At 48.7% G+C, this 17957-nt stretch carries 18 protein-coding genes; 12 read left to right on the top strand and 6 right to left on the bottom strand.

Features of this window, described 5'->3' with window-relative positions:
• Positions 1 to 161 precede the first annotated feature (161 nt).
• Both MHM95_RS11580 and MHM95_RS11575 read left to right on the top strand, forming a co-directional pair.
• A complete protein-coding gene (locus MHM95_RS11580) occupies positions 162 to 3161 on the top strand; it encodes an EAL domain-containing protein (protein ID WP_239385334.1) in 3000 nt (999 codons plus the stop codon).
• Positions 3158 to 3583: a GNAT family N-acetyltransferase gene (locus tag MHM95_RS11575; RefSeq protein ID WP_239385333.1), complete on the top strand. Its 426-nt coding sequence runs from the start codon at positions 3158 to 3160 to the stop codon at positions 3581 to 3583. The genes MHM95_RS11580 and MHM95_RS11575 overlap by 4 nt, the downstream gene beginning before the upstream one ends.
• Here the strand turns inward: MHM95_RS11575 and smrB are convergent.
• Positions 3580 to 4143, bottom strand: a complete 564-nt coding sequence (gene smrB / locus MHM95_RS11570) for an endonuclease SmrB (RefSeq protein ID WP_026111224.1) — start codon at positions 4141 to 4143, stop codon at positions 3580 to 3582. The genes MHM95_RS11575 and smrB overlap by 4 nt on opposite strands.
• An 88-nt stretch (positions 4144 to 4231) precedes the next feature.
• On the opposite strand from smrB, the gene prmB reads away from it, so the two are divergent.
• The 6 genes from prmB (at position 4232) to MHM95_RS11540 (ending at position 10048) form a co-directional block, all read left to right on the top strand.
• The gene (gene prmB / locus MHM95_RS11565; RefSeq protein WP_022945747.1) at positions 4232 to 5167 is read left to right on the top strand and encodes a 50S ribosomal protein L3 N(5)-glutamine methyltransferase; all 936 of its coding nucleotides are present in this window, start codon (positions 4232 to 4234) and stop codon (positions 5165 to 5167) included.
• A 42-nt stretch (positions 5168 to 5209) separates the two neighbouring features.
• Entirely contained in the window at positions 5210 to 6307 is a 1098-nt protein-coding gene (aroC, locus tag MHM95_RS11560) for a chorismate synthase (RefSeq protein WP_022945746.1), read from the top strand.
• Between the two features lie 88 nt (positions 6308 to 6395).
• Positions 6396 to 6950 (top strand): elongation factor P hydroxylase, encoded by a 555-nt coding sequence (locus MHM95_RS11555; protein ID WP_239385332.1) that lies wholly within the window; start codon positions 6396 to 6398, stop codon positions 6948 to 6950.
• A complete protein-coding gene (locus MHM95_RS11550) occupies positions 6940 to 8067 on the top strand; it encodes an ATP-NAD kinase family protein (RefSeq protein ID WP_239385331.1) in 1128 nt (375 codons plus the stop codon). Before MHM95_RS11555 ends, MHM95_RS11550 begins: the two co-directional genes overlap by 11 nt.
• Before the next feature lie 2 nt (positions 8068 to 8069).
• Positions 8070 to 8348 (top strand): YfcL family protein, encoded by a 279-nt coding sequence (locus MHM95_RS11545; protein WP_022945743.1) that lies wholly within the window; start codon positions 8070 to 8072, stop codon positions 8346 to 8348.
• Between the two features lie 143 nt (positions 8349 to 8491).
• Positions 8492 to 10048 (top strand): AbgT family transporter, encoded by a 1557-nt coding sequence (locus MHM95_RS11540; protein ID WP_239385330.1) that lies wholly within the window; start codon positions 8492 to 8494, stop codon positions 10046 to 10048.
• Positions 10049 to 10103: 55 nt separating this feature from the next.
• Here the strand turns inward: MHM95_RS11540 and MHM95_RS11535 are convergent, their stop codons facing one another.
• Both MHM95_RS11535 and smpB read right to left on the bottom strand, forming a co-directional pair.
• Positions 10104 to 12704, bottom strand: a complete 2601-nt coding sequence (locus tag MHM95_RS11535) for a TonB-dependent receptor (protein WP_239385329.1) — start codon at positions 12702 to 12704, stop codon at positions 10104 to 10106.
• A gap of 400 nt (positions 12705 to 13104) precedes the next feature.
• Entirely contained in the window at positions 13105 to 13587 is a 483-nt protein-coding gene (gene smpB / locus MHM95_RS11530; RefSeq protein WP_022945740.1) for an SsrA-binding protein SmpB, read from the bottom strand.
• A 147-nt stretch (positions 13588 to 13734) separates the two neighbouring features.
• On the opposite strand from smpB, the gene MHM95_RS11525 reads away from it, so the two are divergent.
• Genes MHM95_RS11525 through MHM95_RS11515 form a run of 3 tightly spaced genes read left to right on the top strand, consistent with a single transcriptional unit; the run spans position 13735 to position 15036 of the window.
• Positions 13735 to 14178 carry a type II toxin-antitoxin system RatA family toxin gene (locus tag MHM95_RS11525; protein ID WP_022945739.1) on the top strand — a complete coding sequence of 148 codons (444 nt, stop codon included), beginning with the start codon at positions 13735 to 13737 and terminating at the stop codon, positions 14176 to 14178.
• Positions 14175 to 14495, top strand: a complete 321-nt coding sequence (locus MHM95_RS11520; RefSeq protein WP_022945738.1) for an RnfH family protein — start codon at positions 14175 to 14177, stop codon at positions 14493 to 14495. Before MHM95_RS11525 ends, MHM95_RS11520 begins: the two co-directional genes overlap by 4 nt.
• Positions 14476 to 15036, top strand: a complete 561-nt coding sequence (locus tag MHM95_RS11515) for a YdcF family protein (protein WP_239385328.1) — start codon at positions 14476 to 14478, stop codon at positions 15034 to 15036. The genes MHM95_RS11520 and MHM95_RS11515 overlap by 20 nt, the downstream gene beginning before the upstream one ends.
• A gap of 77 nt (positions 15037 to 15113) precedes the next feature.
• Here MHM95_RS11515 and bamE read toward each other — a convergent pair whose 3' ends face one another.
• Entirely contained in the window at positions 15114 to 15476 is a 363-nt protein-coding gene (bamE, locus tag MHM95_RS11510; RefSeq protein ID WP_022945736.1) for an outer membrane protein assembly factor BamE, read from the bottom strand.
• A 69-nt stretch (positions 15477 to 15545) separates the two neighbouring features.
• Here bamE and MHM95_RS11505 point away from each other — a divergent pair, with 69 nt between their 5' ends.
• Positions 15546 to 15893: a GIY-YIG nuclease family protein gene (locus MHM95_RS11505; protein WP_239385327.1), complete on the top strand. Its 348-nt coding sequence runs from the start codon at positions 15546 to 15548 to the stop codon at positions 15891 to 15893.
• Here the strand turns inward: MHM95_RS11505 and MHM95_RS11500 are convergent.
• Positions 15859 to 16737 (bottom strand): M28 family peptidase, encoded by an 879-nt coding sequence (locus MHM95_RS11500; RefSeq protein ID WP_239385326.1) that lies wholly within the window; start codon positions 16735 to 16737, stop codon positions 15859 to 15861. The genes MHM95_RS11505 and MHM95_RS11500 overlap by 35 nt on opposite strands.
• Positions 16734 to 17903, bottom strand: coding sequence for a tetratricopeptide repeat protein (locus MHM95_RS11495; RefSeq protein ID WP_026111222.1), 1170 nt, complete (start codon positions 17901 to 17903; stop codon positions 16734 to 16736). Before MHM95_RS11495 ends, MHM95_RS11500 begins: the two co-directional genes overlap by 4 nt.
• Positions 17904 to 17957 lie beyond the last annotated feature (54 nt).

The following is a 17957-nucleotide window of genomic DNA, read 5'->3' as shown; positions in this document are numbered from 1 at the left end:
TGCGAACTAGCAACGCGGTGTTATTGCTCATACCTTTGTATGGGCTGCAATACCGTGCAATCAATTATTCCACGAAAAAGGTTTATATAAGTGCCTGAGGCCTGTTATATTTGCTAGCTGGCTAAAAGTACATTAATCCAGAGACTTAAAAAGGATAGGCAGTGGTCTACAGGCGTCCGCCATCTCGGTTTGGCATTCATTCCCTCAGCATCAAGCTCTCGGCATTGATCTCTGCTATTTGTTTGATTGCCGGTATTTTTGCGGCGGTGCTGATGCTCAAGTCAGAGCAAAAGCAGTTGATGTTTGAAGAGCATGAACAGTTAAACCAATATAGTGCACGTTTTATCGGCCAGTTTGGCCGTTTTATTGATACCAAAACCAACATTGCTGAGCAGGCCAACGAGGTCGTTAAACGCGCTTTATTCACTCACACCAACACCAACGCTTCCTTTAAGTCACCTCAATTTATAATTACCGATGAACTAACACTGCGCAGCATGTCTGATGATGGCCTTTCTGCTGCCATCATCCCGAAAAAAAATTATTCACCATCCTACGAGCGACTGTTTGCAAAATCAGAGCAGCTTTGGCAGGTCATCTCACCCACGTTGATTCAAGACTATTTTAATTTCTATTTGCTGACCGAGGATGACTTTGTTCGAGTGGCGCCGCCAAACTGGGCATTGGATGTGCCAGCGGATTATCGCGCCGTGAACTCATTGAATTTCGATCGCGTTAATGAGCAAAATAACCCCACCCGTCAGGCAGTGTGGACGCCGGTGTACTACGACCCTATCTGGGGCAAATGGATTGTCAGTATTGTCACGCCCATTTATAAGCAGGATCAGCACGTCGCGCTAACAGGTGCGGATTTAGAACTGGATAAATTACTCGAATACTTACCAATAGATGACCCACATCAGCAGATGTTTGTTGTTGATGCACAGGGACAGTTATTGGCTCACCCGCGCTTAGACAATGCCACCTACCAACGCTATGGCCGCCAAGGTAAACCGCTACGCATGTCTGACTTTATTAACCCTAAACTGGTTGAATTAGTCAGTGGGGCGCTGCGCTTAAAACTGCCAACGGTGACAGAGCAATTCAGCTACGAGGGAGAGAACTACCTCACGACGATTCGCAAAGTTGAAGGGCTCGATTGGTACGTGGGTATTTACCGCAAGCAGTCCAGTGCTTTAGAAGCGCTTGAGGCATTGCAAATAAAGTTCTTAGGGCTGTTTATTCTCTACGCCATTCTCGTTGCTCTGCTATTACACCAAGCTTTGTATCAGCTCGTGCTCCGGCGCATTTATTTGCTTGTGAATGCGGTATCCAGCTTTGGCAAAGGCAAAATGGACACCGACTTCCCGCCAGAGAGTAAAGATGAAATAGGTGTTCTCAATGGCTCATTTAAAGACATGAGTGTCGAGCTGAGTAACACCATAACCGGGCTTAATCAGCGTATTAAAGAAAAAGAAGTGGCCGAGCAGGCTGCCAACCGGCTCTCTAAAGCGGTCGCTTACTCTGGTACTGGGGTGTTGATCACCAACTATCAACTGCAAATTGAATATGTGAACCCGAAAATGCTGGAGATGACCGGGTACAGCGAAGAGCACTTTATTGAGGCCAAATTACTCAGTGTTATTGCCCGGGAAATGGCGATTCTCAACGAAGACATTGAGTTTGATTTACGCTCGCGTAATTATTGGCGTGGTGACACCATGCTGCAGCACATTGATGGTCGAGCCATATGGGTATCGCTCAGTATTTCTCCTATCCGTGATGAGGAAGGGGATGTCGATAGCTACGTCGTTTCTGCGCAAGACATTTCCTTTGTAAAAGAGAGTCAGCGCAAAATGGAGCAGCTGGCTTATTTTGATACCCTTACAGGTTTGGCTAACCGTACTTTCTTCCGCATGCAGCTACGTAAGTCGATGGCGCTCGCGGATAGAGGGCATTATGCTTTTGCCTTGTTTTACTTCGACCTTGATGAATTTAAACGCATTAATGACACCTTGGGTCATGATGTCGGTGACCAATTGCTGGTGGAGGTAGCTCGGCGCCTCAAAAACCGCCTTCGTACCGAAGACACCATTGCCCGTTTAGGCGGTGATGAATTTGCGGTATTACTCAGTGGTATTGAAAGTCATGAGCGTGCAAAAGAAGTCGCTAACACCATTCAGCGCACTCTTAATCAGCCTATTCAGCTTGGCAATAACGAGGTGATTGTGAGTGCCAGTATTGGTATTACCATGGCGCCCGATGACAGTAGCGAAGAAGATCAATTGCTTAAGCACGCTGATTTGGCAATGTACGAAGCCAAGGCGAAAGGCAAAAATACCTATCATTTCTACTCCAAAGAGCTCAATGCCGCTGCAAACGAGCGCTTATACATAGAAAATGAGCTACGCCAAGGGATCCGTGATAGTCAATTTCATCTTCATTACCAGCCACAGGTTGATAGCCGTGATGGCCGTATTCTTGGTTTTGAGGCATTGGTGCGATGGACTCATCCTGTGCAAGGCCCCATTTCACCATTTAAGTTTATTCCCATCGCTGAAGCCACAGGACTCATTGTTGAGCTTGGTGAGTGGGTGATGCGCGAGGCGTGCGCATTCTCGGCGCGTCGAGCTAAAGCCGGGCTTGAAGCCAATGTATCGGTGAACTTATCAGCGCGGCAGTTCCAAGACGCCAACCTCATTGCCACTATGAGTAAAACCTTGCGTGAATCTGGCATTGCCCCTGACAAGCTCCACCTTGAGCTCACTGAATCTATGTTAATGGGAGACGTCGATACCGCTATTTCGCAGTTGCTTGAAATGAAGCGTTTGGGCGTGTCTATTTCCATTGATGACTTTGGCACCGGCTACTCGTCGCTAAGCTATTTAAAACGTTTCCCGGTTGATGTGCTGAAAGTGGATCGCTCTTTTGTGCAAGATATCCCTGAAGACTCTAATGACATGGAGATCACCGCAGCTATTATTGCTATGGCACAAAAATTAAACCTCAATGTTGTTGCCGAAGGGGTTGAAACGAAAGAACAAATGGAGTTTTTGAAAGCCAATAACTGTTTTATTGTGCAGGGCTATTACTTTAGTCGTCCGCTGGAAGAGGGAGCGGTCAATGCGTTGCCTGAACACCTCGAAGTGGAAGCCCCATGAGTTCAGTGCATATAGATACAGATAAAGCAAAGCTGCAGTTTGACGTGATTCACGGCTTTATAAGCCGCACTTACTGGGCTAAAGATATTCCTGCTGCGGTGATGCGTCGTGCCATCGATAACTCCTTGTGCTTTGGCGCCTATAATCAGCGGGGCGAGCAAGTAGCCTTTGCCCGCGTGACCACGGATTACGCCACATTCGCTTATCTGGCTGATGTATTTGTGTTGCAGCATTATCAAGGGCAAGGGATAGGCAAAGCACTTATTGCTAAGGTGGTTGCCCACCCTGAGCTGCAAGGGTTACGACGTTTTATGCTCGCCACCTTCGATGCGCACGATTTATATCGTCAGTTTGGCTTTGACGCCATTGATGACCCAAGCATTTTGATGCAGCGTCATGATGCCGATATTTATCAAGCCTAAAGAAGTGGGCTGACATCCACGGGCAAGTCAATAAGAATTAATAACGCCCCTTTACCGCCATATTCCAGCGGCGCTTGGTGCATGGCAATCACATCAGGATGCTGCACCAGATATTGCGGCACTTTGTGCTTTAACACCCGCTCACCAATTCCATGCACTACACACGCACAGGCCACATGCTGCTTTTTGCAGGCGCTGATCAGCGCTGCTAACTCCTGTTTGACCGTTTCTTTGTTGAGGCCGTGCAGGTCGAGGATCAGTTCCGGGTTGTAATCGCCACGACGCAGCTGCTTTGCCAAGTAGCGGTCTTCTCCTGCTTTGACATAGCTGATGGTGCTATGTGTGTCTATGTCGGGTATATACTCGTCAGAAAAGTAAAACTCGGTATTACTTTGACGCTCCACTTGTTGGCGCTGAGCGATCGGCTTTTTCTGTTGCCCAGTCAAACGCACGGTGTCATTTTTGACCCGCTTGGTGGCGCCAATGCTTTGGCGAAATAAATCGATGTCCTGTTGCGACAATGGCTGTGCGTCAGGTGCTGTTGGTTGCTGTTTTTTCATGGTCGAGAGTTTAGCCAAAAAAAGCATAAAAACCTAGCGTTAAACACGCTACAATGGCGCTATTAAGGGATAACGAGCGTTTACAAACATGAGCGACATTTTGCTAACCGACGCCCAGCGCGAAGATGCTGAGCACACCTTAGAAACTATCAATGATTGGCTGCGTTGGGCCACAAGTCAGTTTAGTGGTCATGGCTTATTCTTTGGCCATGGTACTGATAATGCTTGGGATGAAGCTGTAGCTCTGGTATTACCGGCACTGCATTTACCTATGGATGCGCCGAATACGCTTCTTAGTAGCCGTTTAACCACAGCTGAAAAGCTGCATTTGAGTGTACTGATTGCAAAACGTATTAATGAGCGCACACCCGTGGCGTATCTAACCAATCAAGCATATTTCGCTGGCATGCCATTTTATGTAGATGAGCGGGTATTAGTGCCGCGCTCACCGTTTGCAGAGCTCATCTCGCAGCAGTTTTCACCTTGGGTGCAAGAGCCCGAAAATGTAATGCGTATACTCGATATGTGTACTGGTTCAGGCTGTATCGCCATAGCCTTAGCGCAGGCATTTGAAAATGCGCTGGTGGATGCGGTGGATATCTCCCCTGATGCACTGGCCGTGGCAGATATCAATATCCAGGATTATCAGCTGCAAGATAGAGTATTACCGATTTTATCCGATGTATTTAGCGGCGTAGGCCAAGAAAAGTACGACTTGATTATTGCCAACCCGCCTTATGTTGATGCTGAGGATATGGGCGATTTACCTCAAGAGTTTCACCATGAACCGGAGTTAGGGCTGGCTTCGGGTGAAGATGGCTTGGATGTGACCCGCCAGTTGCTTGCCAATGCAGCGCAGCATCTAACAGATAACGGTTTATTATTTGTTGAGGTGGGCAACTCTATGGTACACATGGAAGCGCTATATCCCGAGGTACCCTTCACATGGCTTGAGTTTGAGCAGGGGGGCTTAGGGGTATTTATGATTTCAAAAGCTGATTTAGATGCCCACTTTGGCAGCTAGGTTAGCGAATAGGTAACGCCATTTTTGGAATGAGGAAAGAACATGGCAGGTAACAGTATAGGGCAGCTATTTAAGCTCTCTACCTTTGGCGAAAGCCACGGGCCGGCGCTAGGGGGGGTGGTCGATGGCTGCCCACCTGGGCTGGAGCTTAATGAGGCTGACTTACAACACGACTTAGACCGGCGCAAGCCGGGGCAAAGCCGCTACACTACGGCACGCCGGGAGGCGGATGAGGTGAAAATTCTCTCCGGGGTGTTTGAAGGCAAAACGACCGGTACCAGTATTGGCTTGGTGATTGAAAACACCGATCAACGCTCCAAAGACTACAGCAAAATTAAAGATGTGTTTCGCCCGGGCCACGGTGATTACAGCTATTGGCATAAATATGGTGTGCGCGATTACCGTGGTGGGGGGCGCTCTTCAGCCAGAGAAACCGCTATTCGCGTTGCTGCTGGGGCAATAGCGAAAAAGTACCTGAAACAATTTCACGGTATCGAGGTGCAAGGGTGTTTATCGCAGCTAGGGCCTATTAAAGCGCAGCAGTATGATTGGAATGAAGTGCATAACAATGCTTTTTTCTTCCCTGATGCTAGTCAAATTGATGCCCTTGATGAGTATATGCGAGATTTAAAAAAGCAGGGCGACTCCATCGGCGCAAAGGTCACGGTCGTGGCTAAAAGTGTGCCGGTAGGTTTGGGCGAACCTGTGTTTGACCGTCTTGATGCAGAACTGGCGCACTCATTGATGAGTATCAACGCAGTTAAAGGGGTGGAGATTGGTGATGGCTTTGCCGTGGTCGAGCAAAAAGGCTCTCAAGGTCGCGATGAGCTCACTCCACAAGGCTTTACCTCCAATCATGCGGGTGGTGTGTTAGCGGGCATCTCTACCGGCCAAGATATCGTTGCCAGTATCGCCCTTAAGCCCACGTCAAGTATTACCGTGGTGGGGCAGAGTATTAACACTCGCAATGAGGCGGTAGAAATGATCACTAAAGGCCGTCATGACCCTTGCGTGGGTATCCGTGCGGTGCCTATTGCCGAGGCGATGATGGCCATTACCTTGATGGATCATCTATTACGTCAACGGGCGCAAAACCCCCATGTGGCCCATGAGTTTGGCCCTATCCCAGGGCAAAAATAAATAAAGTGACGCAGCCAATAGGGCTGCGTTTTTACTTTACCTCGCAAAATCCGTACAATCCTGCGGTGTTTTTGTTTTCAATTTTGTTATGCACCACGTTGATGAATTAATCGCGCTATTTGAGCGCACGTTTTATGCGGATTACACCACCCGATTGGTGCGCGGTGAGGACGAGCCCATTTACTTGCCCGCAGACGAACATTGCGGTTATCACCGTATTGTCTTTGCCCATGGATTTTTCGCAAGTGCTCTGCATGAGATTGCTCATTGGCTTGTTGCCGGTGCTGAGCGCAGAACTCGTGAAGATTACGGTTACTGGTACTGCCCTGATGGGCGCAGTAAAGAGCAACAGCAGGCATTTGAGCAGGTGGAAGTGCATCCACAAGCAATTGAATGGGCGTTATCTCTGGCGGCGGGTTTTCCCTTTAATGTGTCAGCGGATAATCTCGGTGGTGAGCAAACCTGCCGATTCCGTTTTCAGCAACGGGTGTACGACAAGCTAGTCAGGCTTATTGAGCAGGGCTTTAATGCTCGCACTGAGCGCCTATTGCAAGCCTTGAGTCAGCATTATCAGCAACCTTACCCACTGACGCCAGAGCGGGCGCAGTGGCAGGGTATACAGGAGCAACACGATGCGCTTTAAACTAGGTTTAATTGTTAACCCCTTGGCTGGGCTTGGGGGGGCCGTTGCGCTCAAAGGCAGTGACGGTGCGCAAACAGCAGCTAAAGCCATTGCTCTTGGCGCCGAGCCGAAAGCGAACATACGTACCCGTGCGGCCCTCGAGCAGCTCCTCGCATATCGTGAGCAACTGTGTATTTACACTGTCAATGACTCAATGGGCGAACAAGTCGCCAAAGAGCTCGGCTTTGATGTCGAAGTGGTGTATCACAGTGAGCGCTCAACCACGGCTCAAGACACTGAGCTGGCGGCAAAAGCGCTGCAGGCTATAGGTGTGGATTTATTATTGTTTGCCGGAGGCGATGGCACCGCCAGAAATATCTGTCATGCCATTGATGATACGCTGCCGGCGCTGGGCATTCCTGCGGGCTGTAAAATTCACTCAGGCGTGTATGCCATTACCCCAAAAGCGGCGGGTAGGGTGGTTGAAATGCTGGTTAAAGGTGAGCTGGTGACCCTCAGCGAAAGTGATGTTATGGACATTGATGAGCAGGCTTTTCGCCAAGGTGCAGTGCGCGCCAAGCGCTACGGCGAGCTGCGCGTTCCCAGCGAGTTACGCTATGTGCAAGCGGTGAAAAATGCTGGCGGTAAAGAAGTCGATGAGTTAGTGCTTGCTGACATCGCGGCCTTTGTGGTCAGCGAGATGGATGAACAATACCAGTACATTATGGGCTCCGGTTCTACGGTTGCGGCCGTCATGGAAGAAATGGGCCTAGAGAACACCTTGCTAGGGGTGGATTTAGTTCAAGATCAAGCGTTGATAGGACAGGACATGACCGCGCAGCAGTTGCTCAGTGCTGTCGAGCAGGCGCCAACCAAACTGGTTATTACCCTCATTGGTGGCCAAGGACATTTATTCGGCAGAGGCAACCAGCAACTGAGCCCAGCGCTTATTCGCGCTATAGGAAAAGACAATATCATCGTTGTTGCTACGAAAAGCAAATTGCAAGCGCTGCAAGGGCGGCCATTGGTTTGTGATACCGGCGACAGCGAACTAGACGACGAATTATCCGGTTATATACAAATAACCACAGGCTTTAATGACCATGTGCTCTACGCCGTGGGCCACTTTGAGGAGTAGTAATGCCTTACACACAGTATGTCGATGCGGCACAGCAGTTTTTTGATGATTTGGTTGATAATGCCGATGACGATCAGCTCTTCGCGGGCGGTTATCTGCGCGGCCACTTTGATTTGGCTGTCGGTTATGCGCAGGTAGAGAACTTGCCGTTAACCCCAGATGAGCTCAACCAACAGGTGGAAGAAAGCTTGGTAAAGGCCTATCAAAATGGTGAGCTGGATGACACCGACCGAGATCATGTGGTGGTGATTTGGGAGCAAGTTAAGGCGCTTGCCAACTAGGCCCATTGCGTTACACGAATACCTAAAAACACCAGCTAGCTGGTGTTTTTGTCTATATAGCCTTTATGGGCATTTTGCAGTAGTCTGCACAGTGGAAATTGCGTGGCGGATGTTCACGCACTCGCTTTAGCTAAGGAGTGATAATGAATAATAATAACGGTGGCCAGCAAGGAGCTGCACCAACTGGCGCTATCGCGCGCTTTTTAAATACTATTGAGCATGTGGGGAACAAGTTGCCCGATCCGGCAATGATTTTCTTGTTCTCTATGTTACTGATCTGGGTGCTTTCTTGGATATTCTCAGGCGTTACCTTTGATGTCATTGACCCGCGCACTAATGCGCCTATTGTGGTTAATAACCTCCTCACCGGCGATGCGTTAGCGGGCTTTCTCGCCTCGATGGTGAAGACCTTCACCGGCTTTGCGCCATTAGGTGTGGTGCTGGTGGCGATGCTCGGTGTTGGCGTTGCTGAACACAGTGGCTATATCAATACCGGCATTAAGCTGATGCTTAAACGCACTCCGCAAGCCTTACTTACACCGATGATTATTTTGGTCGGTATTGTGTCGCATACCGCGACAGACGCCGGCTATGTATTAGTGATCCCACTTGCCGGGGTTATTTTCTACGCCATGGGGCGTCACCCATTGGCGGGTATCGCAGCGGCATTTGCCGGTGTGAGCGGTGGCTTTAGTGCTAACTTTATTCCCTCAGGTATCGACCCGCTATTACAAAGCTTTACCCAAAGTGCGGCGCAGATCATTAACCCAACAATGGAAATCAACCCGCTTAACAATTACTACTTTACCTCAATGTCGAGTATCTTCATTGTCTTGGTGGGGTGGTATATCACCGACAAGATTATTGAGCCACGGTTAAAGAACTCTCCGGTTGATGGTAATACCGATGAATTGCCGGCTTTTGAAACGGCGACCTCGAAAGAAAAGAAAGCCTTCTTTATTGCCACTGCAGTGATGCTAGCTGGCTTGGCGCTGTTAGCCTATGTAGCTAGTTTAGGTGACTCACCACTGCGCGCCGAAAATGGCAAGCTGGCTGATTTTAGCGCACCAATCATGCAATCCATCGTACCGCTTATTTTCTTATTGTTCTGGATCCCAGGGGCGGTGTATGGCTTTGTTGCCGGTACTTTCCAATCCTCAAAAGACATGGTGATGGCGATGACCAAAGCCATGGAAGGGATGGCTTATTATGTGGTGATGGCGTTCTTCTGTGCGCTATTTATTGCCGCATTCGCACAGTCTAATCTGGGTGCATTACTGGCGATTGAGGGCGCAGCAGTCTTGAAAGCCTTGTCCTTGCCAAGTGGCGTGACTATTGTCGGTATTATCTTTTTAACTGGCTTTGTAAACTTGTTTGTCGGCTCAAGCTCGGCGAAATGGGCACTACTTGGGCCTATCTTTGTACCAATGTTAATGCAGCTTAATATCTCTCCTGATTTAACTCAGGCTGCTTATCGTGTTGGTGATTCAAGCTCAAACATTATTACGCCATTGATGCCTTACTTCCCGCTGGTGGTGGTGTATTGCCAAAAGTATGTGAAAAATACCGGTATAGGTACGCTGATAGCGATGATGTTGCCTTACTCTATCGCCTTTTTGATTGGCTGGAGCATCTTCTTGCTAGCCTATTGGGGCTTAGATATTCCATTGGGTATTCAATCTTCGTATACCTATGGTTAAGGGTTGAGCCCAGCAAAAAGGCCGCGATATTCGCGGCCTTTTTTGTGTGAGTGGCTTAGTTAAAGCGCCACGTTAAGTTGGTGTATACGTAGCGTCCACGGGGGTTATGGATAGACGATACATAACCGTAAAGGTCAGAATCACCATCGCCAATGGCAAATGGCGGCTCGTCGTCAAAGAGGTTATTCACACCCACAGATACGCGTACTGCATCATTGATGTGATAAGCACCTTGAATATCGACGAGGGTTTGCGAGGCAACATCACGAGAAGTCTCGGTGTCGAAATCCAGGTTACCATCGAAGTCGATATCCGGTGTGTCCTCGAATGAACCGATATAGCTGATATTCATATTGACGTTGAAGTCGTTGAACTCCCAGTTCGTGCTAAACAAGCCACGGTGTTTAGGATACTCGTACTCGCCAATATACTCGCGGTCATCCTTGTTGAACTCATGCATGTAAGACCATTCAAGATTAAACTTCAATAGCCCCATGTCGGCAAGGTCCATGCTGTAGTTGGTTGATAAATCAACCCCTGATGCTTCTTGTGATGAGACGTTCTCAAAGGTGCTATTGACGGTTTGAATAACGCCTAGCGCCTCGCCATTGGCCGGTGGCAAGCGTACACACACGGTGCTGTTTTGATCGTTACAGTGCGTGTTGTAAATCATACCGAAGTCTTGCTCGTCGATTTTGTTATCTTGTTCAATGCTCCAGACATCAACAGAGATACCTAAATCGGTGGTGGGTGCCCAAATAGCACCAACGTTCCAAGACTCAGACTCTTCAGCTTCTAAGTCTGGGTTACCAGCAAACTCGATATTGTAATCAAGTAGATCGCAATCTTGTCCGGTGGCTTGACAGCGATAGGTATCGACGAAGAATTGGCTTTCTTCTGATGGGCCTAGGCCGATCTGCGCCAAAGACGGCGCGCGGAAGCCTTGTGCCCATGAACCACGCAGGGAAAACTCATCACTAGGCGCCCATTTCAAGGCAACCTTAGGGTTAGTGGTAGAGCCAAAATCACTGTAGTCATCGTGACGACCGGCTAATTGCAACTCTAAGTCATCGCGCAGAGGAATGGAGAACTCCACATAAGCCGCCCACTGGTCACGCTCTGCAGCGGCAGAGACGGACTCAGTACCAAAGATAAGGCCGCGCTGGAACTGATCGTCAGGCACATCGCTGACATCTTCTTCACGGTACTCAAGACCTGCAGCCATCATCACCATGGCATCGTTAAATTCGAACGCTTCACCACTGATACTGGCATCAAAAGAAGTCATATGCGACTCACCACGGCGCACTAAGCTGGTGGTAATGCGGTCAATCACCGCCGGATCGTTTTGGACACCGCCGAAGGGGTTATAGTTACCGGCATCAATCTCCTGCTGTAGGAAATCAACACGGACCCAACCCATAGAGCGATCGCCCGTTTGCTCTGACTTTGAGCGGCCTTTTTGCGCGGCCACTTCCCAGTCCCAGTCGTTGATCACACCGCGCAAGCCGGCTACGAAGCGCAGTGTATCAGACTCGATATCCCAACGACGAGGACCCGCATCAACGGTACGATAACGACCAATTTCTATGTCTTGTCCGAACGGGTTGTTAGGGTGGGAGCCCGGAACGGTAAGGCCTGCGTCTTCATCAAGTGGTGTTGGTGCACCACCGGCTTCAGAGGTGTTGTGCTGCGCTGCAATTTCCAAAAACGCAGTGATATCGTTATCGAAGTTGTAATCAAACTGAGCAATGGCGCCTACGCGCTCTGCAGGAGGCGTGATAAAACCGTACGGACCATAGTCGAACAAACAGCTGCCACTGGCGGTGGCACTCTCGGGTGGGCAGTTCGGGTCGATAGTCTTTTCACCATCGACGTAAAAGTAGCCCGGGAACCCACGTGATGAACGAAAATCCATGCCACCATAAGGCGCTTGGTTTGCGGTACCCAGCTTACCCATTTCCGCTGACTCTAAACCGGTATTCTTGAAATAGTCCAGAATCACCGACGCACTGCCTTTATCACTGGTTGTGCCCCATACTAAACTTGCGGTGGTTTCATCATAGTCGGGGCCGGTCGTTTCTCCGTAGCCAAGGTTGACTTCAATCCCTTCAATGTCTTTTTTCAAAATTACGTTCACTACCCCAGCAACAGCGTCTGAGCCATAAATGGCCGAGGCGCCGTCCTTAAGGATATCGATACGTTCAATGGCTGATACTGGAATCGAGTTGATATCGACAAAAGAATTGGTGATGCTCTCGGCGAAGGCGCTGATGGCGACTCGGCGGCCATTAATAAGCACCAAAGTGGCATCCGGTCCTAGCCCCCGTAAGCTAACAGCGGCGCCGCCGTTTGCGGTTGAGTCTTGGTTGTTGCCGCGAGTAGAGAAGGTGCCGTTACCAGCTACAGGCATACGTTCTAGCAATTGTTGCAAGTTGTCGTAGCCCATATTGGCAATGTCTTCTTTACCTATGCTTTGTACAGGAGATGGCCCTTCCATATCGGTGCGCTTAATACGCGAGCCAGTGACTTCTATTCGTTCTACACCTTCACCACCGGTTTCGTTAGCGCTGGCAACAGAGGGGAGGGATAACGCAGCAGAGCCTAAAGCGAGGCTTAGGGCAGTGCGCACAGTGCACGGAGTAAACTTTCTCATCCTGAAATCCTTGTTGTTATGTTTCCTAAAGGGAAACTTTTAGTTGTCTTGAATACATTTGCTAGAGACACCTAAGCCTAACGGCGTGGGCAAACGGCTGCATACTCAGTCAATGCGTGAGGAGTCGCCAAGAGAGTCCTTTTAGCTTCCCGACTTACGGGGATGGAGTATGTCTACACGTCGTTGATTAACAATCAGTTAGGGTGACTGTCGTGAATCAAGCAAACAACATAGGATTAACATTCTTTACAAGAATTTGGCAATGACCTATTAGGGGTAATTTGTAATAAAATTTGTTATTGACCAGTGATTTAGCTGAATGCCAACTGAAGGTAATTAGTAAGGTGTTGAATTTAAGAGGAATTTCTCGAGTAATAAAAAAGCGAGCTAGAGCTCGCTTTTATCTGACTTTATGTTTCATTGTGCGCTCTTTTTCTCGAGCCCAATCTTTATCTTTGGTATCAGCACGTTTATCGTGCATTTTCTTACCTTTGGCGAGGTGGAACTCCAGTTTCACCCAGCATTTTTTCCAATACATAGCGGTGGCAACAAGCGAGTACCCTTCGCGTTCGGTTGCGCCAATAAGACGGTCAATTTCACGCTTATTCAATAGCAGCTTGCGATAGCGCATCGGATCACACACTGTGTGTGTCGAAGCACTGTTAAGGGGCTGAATTTGACTCCCCAATAAAAACGCTTCACCGTTTTTAATATGAATATACGTTTCCGAGATATTGACCTTACCGGCACGGATACTCTTTACTTCCCAGCCTTGTAGTTCAACGCCAGCTTCGAATTTATCGTGTAAAAAATACTCATGGCGCGCTTTTTTATTTAGCGCGATGGTATTTGAGGTCGATTTTGCGGTTTTTTTCTTTGCCATAACGTCGCCATTATACTGATTGTCTGTGTATTTACATCATTTTTTTGCTTAGCGCTCAATGAATAAAGTGAGTTTTCTGGTTTTGCACAGGGTACTTGGGGCGCTTAAGAAAGCTTGCTAGAATTGCGGCTATTGTGAGGAGAGGTTATGCCCCAGATAGAAAAGTCAGCGCTGGTCATGTACAGCAGCCAAGAAATGTTCGACTTAGTGAATGATGTCGACGCGTACCCGCAGTTTTTGCCCCATTGTAGCGATTCGAAAGTCTTTGCTCAGGGAGACAATACCATGCGCGCCGGTCTGGAGATTTCCAAGGCCGGTTTAAAAAAGTGGTTTACCACAGAAAACAAGCTCGATGAGCAAGCATATACCATTGCCTTACAGCTGGTGGATGGCCCTTTTAAGCATTTACATGGTCATTGGCATTTTAAGCCTCTTGATGAGCATGCTTGTAAGGTCAGTCTGAAATTGGAGTTTGAGTTCGCGAGCAAGCTAGTGGAAATGGCGTTTGGCCGTATTTTCAATGATGTAGCTAAAAATATGGTAAAAGCGTTTACCCAACGGGCCAAGGTCGTTTATGGGGAGCGGGCATGATTGAAGTCGAAGTGGTGTTTGCACTGCCGGACAAAGCCACCACCTTACGGGTGGAGATCCCTAAGGGCAGTACCGCAGAAGAAGCCGTGTTGAAGTCGGGCATCGTTGACAAGTGCCCTGAGATTGACATGGCGAACTTAACTTTAGGGGTATGGAACCGCACCTGCAAGCTTGATACTGAGCTCAAACAAGGTGACCGGGTAGAAATCTATCGCCCACTTATTGCTGACCCCAAAGAGGCTCGCCGTCGTCGTGCGGAAAAAGCCAAAGAAGAGGGGCGCGCCAATAAAGTGACTGGTGGTAAAGTCAAAGAATAGCGCGCAAAGCGCTGATGGCGGGCTTTCTTACGCCGTGGTGGTTGTGCTCGGAGCACCGAATGACCGCTTCGGGCAACTGAGTGACATCGCTCGAGCCCGGGGAGAGTATGCGGCCAAGCTCTATTATCGTTTAAATAGCCAAGGTCAGACGCATGTGCTGTGCACGGGTGGCTTTGGGGAGCACTTTAATCAATCACCCTGGGCTCATAGTGCGCTTCAACAGCAGCATTTAATAACCCAGGGCGTCGAGCGCAAGGCACTGCTTGCGCCAACTATGAGCCGCTTTACCTTTGAGGATGCATTGCTTAGTCAGCCAGTGCTGGCAACCCATGCAAAGGCTTGCTTACACATCGTTACTTCTGGTTTTCACCTAGCGCGAGTCGCGAGCATTTTCGACGCTTTATATAGCCAGTACAGGCGAACTTACCATGGTTGTATAACGCCTGTGAGTGCGTGCCAATATCAGGCATTGTTGGTCCATGAACGACAGGTTATGGCTCGGGAGCTGCGCAACATTGCCGCTTGGCGAGCAGGGAATTAAAAAACGCGGCATGAAAGCCGCGTTTTTACAACGTAAGAGCCCGAGTTGTCAGCCTATTACGTATCACCTATGAGCGTTTATTGCTCCAAAGGAGTGTTAAATTGTTCTGGTTGCTCGTAGTCGTCAGAGATAACTCGGGCGAGTTTTTGGTCTTCAAACTCAAGCGTAAGCTGCTTGCGTTGTTCGTTTTTACGGCCCAAGTTAAATACATATAGATAGTGCCAAGTGTCGTCGTCGAACGCATCTTCGGCAACGGGTTTACCTAACACGAACAACACTTGCTCGCGGGTCATATTAACGCGAAGCTGATCCACGTCAGATTGCTCTAAAAAGTTCCCTTGGGGAATGTTAATGCGGTAGACCCAACTAGAGCATGCGCTTAGAATACTGCATGACAAAACTACGGCTACGGCCAGCGAATACGGTTTTAACCACTGCATGTTCGTTTATCAGTCCTTATTAATTATTGTTAGCATGATACCTATTGTGCACTGAAGGTAAAGCGTCAAATGCTACATCAGACCGCCGCGAAGGCAAATAGTTTTATAGAAAGTGAAAGTCATCAGTGGTGGTGGTTATATATCGTACAGACGCGTCATAACCATTGGTACACAGGCGTGAGTAACGACGTTGTAAAGCGCTTTGAGGCTCATCAGCAGGGTAAAGGGGCTAAGAATTTACGTGGCAAAGGACCGTTATCGCTCATTTTTGCGACTCCGGTTGGCTCACGCAGTGACGCCTGTAAGTTGGAATGGCAAGTAAAAAAAATGCGTCGCGCAACGAAAGCCCATTTCATTGCCTCTACCGATAATTACGCGGCGGCTATCGTGGATGTGCTACAGCCTGACACTGCCTAGTGAGTAGAGCGCGACTAAACTGCGCTAGCATAGGCAGTGTAGCTTGATAACGCGCTTTGTTGATATGCTCGAAGGTATCTTCAGGGCTGTGGTAATGCTTATCTTCTGCTGCGGTTATAAATATTGCCGCAATCCCTCGGCGCAAAAAGGCATAGTGATCACTGGCCCGGCGCCAATCGGTGATGTCTTTCCCCAAGCGACGATTAATGCTTCTTCCCGAGCGCACTACACTGAGTTTTACTGGGCTGTTGATTAAGCTTTGCTTTGCCGCTGCACACATTTTATGTGGCGCGTATACGAACAATCTGCTGCGAGCGTTGGTTAAATTCAGCATGTCGAGGTTTAAGTTTGTATACAGGCGCTGCGCAGGCTGAGTTTCGACAAAATGCTTGGCCCCATGCAGGCCTTGCTCTTCGCCATCAAAGGCGACAAAAATAATTTGCTCTTTCATGGCTTTCAGTTGCTGCGCTAAGTACAGCAGGGCAGCGACTCCTGAGGCATTATCGTTGGCTCCTGGATAGTAGCGCTGACCATGGCGGCCGAGATGATCATAATGAGCACTGATCACTAAACAGCGGGTTTGGCATTCGCTGGTAAAGATGTTAATGCCTTGAGTGTTGGCAAAAAAACCACTTGTAAAAGAGAAACCAGCGCGTTCAGTGCGATAACCTAGCTCGGTCAGACGCTGAACAATATACTGTTGAGCGAGCTTACTCGGCGCTGAGCCTGTTTTTCGTCCCGCCAATGCCGGGCTAGATAAATAGGCGATATCATCTTGCCAGTTTGTCGCTGAAGCGCCAGAGCTCAGCGACAACATCAAAATAAGCCATCCGTATTTGCTCATCGATTACTGGCAACTAAATTCAGCGCTGCCAGCTTACCGCGATAGCGTTCTTTATCATACTTAAACTGCGCGCGCTGATGTGCCATTGTGAGATGCTTGCGTGCGGCCTTGATATCGCCCATAAGGTAATAGGTACGCGCCAGTCCAAAGTAGCTCTCATGCATGCGCCCGTCTAGCTCACGGGCCTTACGGAAATGCGCTAAAGCTTGGCTATATTGTTTCTTTACAATGTCTTCATTGCCAAGGGCCACTTGGTAATAAGGGTTAGTTTTGCGTTTATTTGCCAACGCGGTTTCAATTTCTTGAGCTTGTTGCTGACGCCCAGTAAGTTGATACAAGATGGCTAAATTACCCGCTGCTGTATTATTGTTCGCGTCGGCTAATAAGGCATAGTCATAAGCTTGCTCGGCGCGCTGATAATCCTCGATCACCCGAAATAAGATACCGAGATTACCCCACCCACCAGAGTAGCTTGGGTCCATCTGTGTAGCCGCCAGGAAATAACTGAACGCCTCGTTACGCTTGTTATTCACCAACGCCGCCGCCCCTTTATTGTTATAAAACATGGCTGCTACACGTTCTTTGCTGATGGTTGTGGTTTTGAAGTTGTCGCCGGAGATGTCTGGCGCAAAGTCAACCAACATAGCGCCTTGGTTGTCATAAAGGTTAATGACATCGCTGCGGCGCACTTTCGGCATGCGTAATTTTAAGTTGATATGGCCGGTGAGCAGGTTGTAGCCTTTGTCGAGGGCCCAATATTCGGGGATATGGACGCGTTGAAATTCACCTTCTAAGCCCAAGTGCTCGGCCATACTGAAGGCCAAAATAGACAAGGATAAGCAATTAGCGTTGAGCTGGTTATAGGTTTGCTGAGCAGTCAGCGTAGCACCACTTTGATAACGCAAACTCTTATCGCCATTATTGAGTAGGAACATAATTAAGCGTTTGGTTGCGCTTAAATCACCAAAACGCGAAGCGAAGGCTTGATTGAGTTGTGCTTTCATATCGCTGTTGAGGTTGAAAATATCGTCCATACTTTCAACAGGCAAGGCTTGAAGCTCGGGATGGTAGGTTAAATTCACCGGCGGCGGTGGCAGGTGTGATTGCTCAGTACTGCTACAGCCTGCCAACAACAATATAAAGGCCAGCAAAGATAAGCACCGCATTGTTACCTCCTACCGAAAACCTCGGTCTACAATCAACAACATATTGGTTAATTA

Source organism: Pseudoalteromonas sp. CnMc7-15, from assembly GCF_022347925.1.
Classification (GTDB): Bacteria; Pseudomonadota; Gammaproteobacteria; order Enterobacterales; family Alteromonadaceae; genus Pseudoalteromonas; species Pseudoalteromonas ruthenica.
Note: the sequence above shows the minus strand (reverse complement) of the source record. Positions and strands in the feature narration are given on the sequence as shown.

Bases quoted from the DNA above. Each gene is read 5' to 3' on its own strand.
- aroC (WP_022945746.1), top strand. From the start codon at position 5,210: ATGGCAGGTAACAGTATAGGGCAGCTATTTAAGCTCTCTACCTTTGGC.
- MHM95_RS11505 (WP_239385327.1), top strand. From the start codon at position 15,546: ATGCTACATCAGACCGCCGCGAAGGCAAATAGTTTTATAGAAAGTGAA.
- MHM95_RS11500 (WP_239385326.1), bottom strand. From the start codon at position 16,737: ATGAGCAAATACGGATGGCTTATTTTGATGTTGTCGCTGAGCTCTGGC.
- MHM95_RS11540 (WP_239385330.1), top strand. From the start codon at position 8,492: ATGAATAATAATAACGGTGGCCAGCAAGGAGCTGCACCAACTGGCGCT.
- MHM95_RS11525 (WP_022945739.1), top strand. From the start codon at position 13,735: ATGCCCCAGATAGAAAAGTCAGCGCTGGTCATGTACAGCAGCCAAGAA.
- MHM95_RS11550 (WP_239385331.1), top strand. From the start codon at position 6,940: ATGCGCTTTAAACTAGGTTTAATTGTTAACCCCTTGGCTGGGCTTGGG.
- MHM95_RS11545 (WP_022945743.1), top strand. From the start codon at position 8,070: ATGCCTTACACACAGTATGTCGATGCGGCACAGCAGTTTTTTGATGAT.
- smpB (WP_022945740.1), bottom strand. From the start codon at position 13,587: ATGGCAAAGAAAAAAACCGCAAAATCGACCTCAAATACCATCGCGCTA.
- MHM95_RS11555 (WP_239385332.1), top strand. From the start codon at position 6,396: ATGCACCACGTTGATGAATTAATCGCGCTATTTGAGCGCACGTTTTAT.
- bamE (WP_022945736.1), bottom strand. From the start codon at position 15,476: ATGCAGTGGTTAAAACCGTATTCGCTGGCCGTAGCCGTAGTTTTGTCA.
- prmB (WP_022945747.1), top strand. From the start codon at position 4,232: ATGAGCGACATTTTGCTAACCGACGCCCAGCGCGAAGATGCTGAGCAC.
- MHM95_RS11535 (WP_239385329.1), bottom strand. From the start codon at position 12,704: ATGAGAAAGTTTACTCCGTGCACTGTGCGCACTGCCCTAAGCCTCGCT.
- MHM95_RS11520 (WP_022945738.1), top strand. From the start codon at position 14,175: ATGATTGAAGTCGAAGTGGTGTTTGCACTGCCGGACAAAGCCACCACC.
- MHM95_RS11495 (WP_026111222.1), bottom strand. From the start codon at position 17,903: ATGCGGTGCTTATCTTTGCTGGCCTTTATATTGTTGTTGGCAGGCTGT.
- smrB (WP_026111224.1), bottom strand. From the start codon at position 4,143: ATGAAAAAACAGCAACCAACAGCACCTGACGCACAGCCATTGTCGCAA.
- MHM95_RS11575 (WP_239385333.1), top strand. From the start codon at position 3,158: ATGAGTTCAGTGCATATAGATACAGATAAAGCAAAGCTGCAGTTTGAC.